Raw genomic sequence first — 2,640 nt, 5'->3', positions numbered from 1 at the left:
CGTTGCCGTCTTTGAGGCCTTTGAGGCTGACACGGTCGCGCACGTCTTTCATCAAGTATTCGGTGGCTTCCATGCCCATATCGCTGGTAATCAGCACGGTTTCCAGCTCTTCGTACAAATCCTCGTCGATTTGTCCGCCACCAAACACGCCGGCCAGCGATTTCGCCATTTTATCGCGTGATTTGGTCAAGCCTTGTTTCAAACGCGCAGCCCAACTGAGCTTGGGTTCTTCCACCGGAGCAGGGGCTTCAGCCGGTGTTTCCGCAACGGCTTCTTGAGCTTGCTCAACAGTCTCGCTAACTGCCTCAACAGCTTCTTCTTTGCCCGCTTCGGCCTGTCCTGCTGCTTCTTTTGCCGCCTCAGCCTGTTCTGCTACTTCTTCAGCAGCCTCAGCTACTTCAGACGGCATCTCGGCAACGGCTTCTTGAACCTGTTCAACAGCCTCGCTGACGGTTTCAACAGCCGCTTCTTTTGCCGCCTCAGCTTGTTCTGCTGCTTCCTCAACAGCCTCAGCCGCTTCAGACGGCATCTCGGCAACAGCTTCTTGAACCTGTTCAACAGCCTCGCTGACGGTTTCAACAGCCGCTTCTTTTGCCGCTTCAACGTGTTCTTCCACTTTTTCAACTGTTTCAGACGGCGTTTCGGTCAAAGCTTCCCGAACCTGCTCGACGGTTTCACTGACAGTTTCAACAGCCGATTCGACAACTGATTCAATATGCCCTTTGACGCTTTCTGCTAAAGATTCGGCATCTTCTTTAATATTTTCAACTACTTGAGCAACTTCAGATTCTACTTTTGCTGCGGTTTCCTGAACTTGAGCCTCCTCAGGAGCCGGAGTTTCCTGTTTTTTCTTGCGACGGAAGAAGCTGAACATTAAATTTTCCTTTTAATTTTAAAAACTTGAAATAGGGAGTATTGTAGCGTATTTTACGTGTCAAGGTCGTCTGAAAATCAAGGTTGTCAGGTTTTGGCATTTCCAACGTCTAACGAGACAAACCATCTATTAAAGGAAACATAGAGATGAATCCCCGCACATTATTTTCACTTTGCACCAAGTTCGGCTGCCTGCTTGCGCTTGGCGCCTGCTCATCCAAAATAATGGATACCGAAGCCGCAACCGTACCGCAGGCATTGTCCTCATTGAAAACTCCTGATAACCGCCCTGCCAGTGTTTTCCTGAAAAAAGACAAACCGACCCTGATTAAATTTTGGGCAAGTTGGTGTCCTTTGTGTTTGTCCGAACTGGGGCAAACCGAAAAATGGGCGCAAGATGCAAAATTCAGTTCTGCCAATCTGATTACCGTTGCCTCGCCCGGTTTTCTACACGAGAAAAAAGACGGCGACTTTCAAAAATGGTATGCCGGTTTGAACTATCCTAAGCTGCCCGTCGTGACCGACAACGGCGGCACCATCGCCCAAAGCCTGAATATCAGTGTTTACCCTTCGTGGGCATTAATCGGCAAAGACGGCGACGTGCAGCGCATCGTCAAAGGCAGCATCAACGAAGCGCAGGCATTGGCGTTAATCCGCGACCCGAATGCCGATATAGGCCGTCTGAAAAATTCGTTCTACAAACCCGACACACAGAAAAAGGATTCAGCAATCATGAATACGCGCACCATCTACCTCGCCGGCGGCTGCTTCTGGGGCTTGGAAGCCTATTTCCAACGCATAGACGGTGTGGTTGACGCCGTATCCGGCTACGCCAACGGCAAAACGGAAAACCCAAGCTACGAAGACGTTTCCTACCGCGATACAGGCCATGCCGAAACCGTCAAGGTCACCTACGATGCCGACAAACTCAGCCTAGACGACATCCTGCAATATTTCTTCCGCGTCGTTGACCCGACCAGCCTCAACAAACAGGGCAACGACATCGGCACGCAATACCGCAGCGGCGTATACTACACCGACCCTGCCGAAAAAGCCGTCATCGCCGCCGCCCTCAAACGCGAGCAGCAAAAATACCAACAGCCCCTCATCGTCGAAAACGAGCCGCTGAAAAACTTCTACGACGCCGAGGAATACCATCAGGATTACCTGATTAAAAACCCCAACGGCTACTGCCACATCGACATCCGCAAAGCCGACGAACCGCTGCCGGGCAAAACCAAAGCCGCCCCGCAAGGCAAAGGCTTTGACGCGGCAACGTATAAAAAACCCAGCGCTGCCGAGCTCAAACGCCTTCTGACCGAAGAGCAATATCAAGTTACCCAAAACAGCGCGACCGAATACGCCTTCAGCCACGAATACGACCATCTGTTCAAACCCGGCATTTATGTGGACATTGTCAGCGGCGAACCCCTGTTCAGCTCTGCCGACAAATTCGATTCCGGCTGCGGCTGGCCGAGCTTCACCCACCCGATTAACGCCTCTGCCGTTACCGAACACGATGATTTCAGCTACAACATGCGCCGCACCGAAGTGCGCAGCCATGTCGCCGATTCGCACTTGGGACACGTCTTCCCCGACGGCCCGAAAGACAAAGGCGGCCTGCGCTATTGCATCAACGGCGCAAGTTTGAAATTCATCCCTTTGGAAGAAATGGACGCAGCCGGCTACGGCGCATTGAAAGACAAAGTGAAATAACGGATTGAATCGAAAAAGGCCGTCTGAAAAAGATTTCAGACGGCCTTAAAT

The 2,640-nt window shown here is 51.6% G+C and carries 2 protein-coding genes; one reads left to right on the top strand and one right to left on the bottom strand.

Translation table 11 applies throughout. The features are described 5' to 3' along the window. Window positions 1-874: signal recognition particle receptor subunit alpha (locus ACTHUE_RS15075; RefSeq protein ID WP_440423903.1), on the bottom strand; the 874-nt coding region annotated here is incomplete at its 3' end. A 146-nt stretch (window positions 875-1,020) separates the two neighbouring features. On the opposite strand from ACTHUE_RS15075, the gene msrAB reads away from it, so the two are divergent. Further along, window positions 1,021-2,589 (top strand): bifunctional peptide-methionine (S)-S-oxide reductase MsrA/peptide-methionine (R)-S-oxide reductase MsrB, encoded by a 1,569-nt coding sequence (gene msrAB, locus ACTHUE_RS15070; RefSeq protein ID WP_440423902.1) that lies wholly within the window; start codon window positions 1,021-1,023, stop codon window positions 2,587-2,589. Window positions 2,590-2,640 lie beyond the last annotated feature (51 nt).

The organism is Neisseria sp. P0021.S005, from assembly GCF_051956955.1.
The sequence above is the reverse complement of the archived record's forward strand: the minus strand, read 5'-3'. Positions and strand labels throughout refer to the sequence as shown.

Bases quoted from the DNA above. Each gene is read 5' to 3' on its own strand.
- msrAB (WP_440423902.1), top strand. From the start codon at position 1,021: ATGAATCCCCGCACATTATTTTCACTTTGCACCAAGTTCGGCTGCCTG.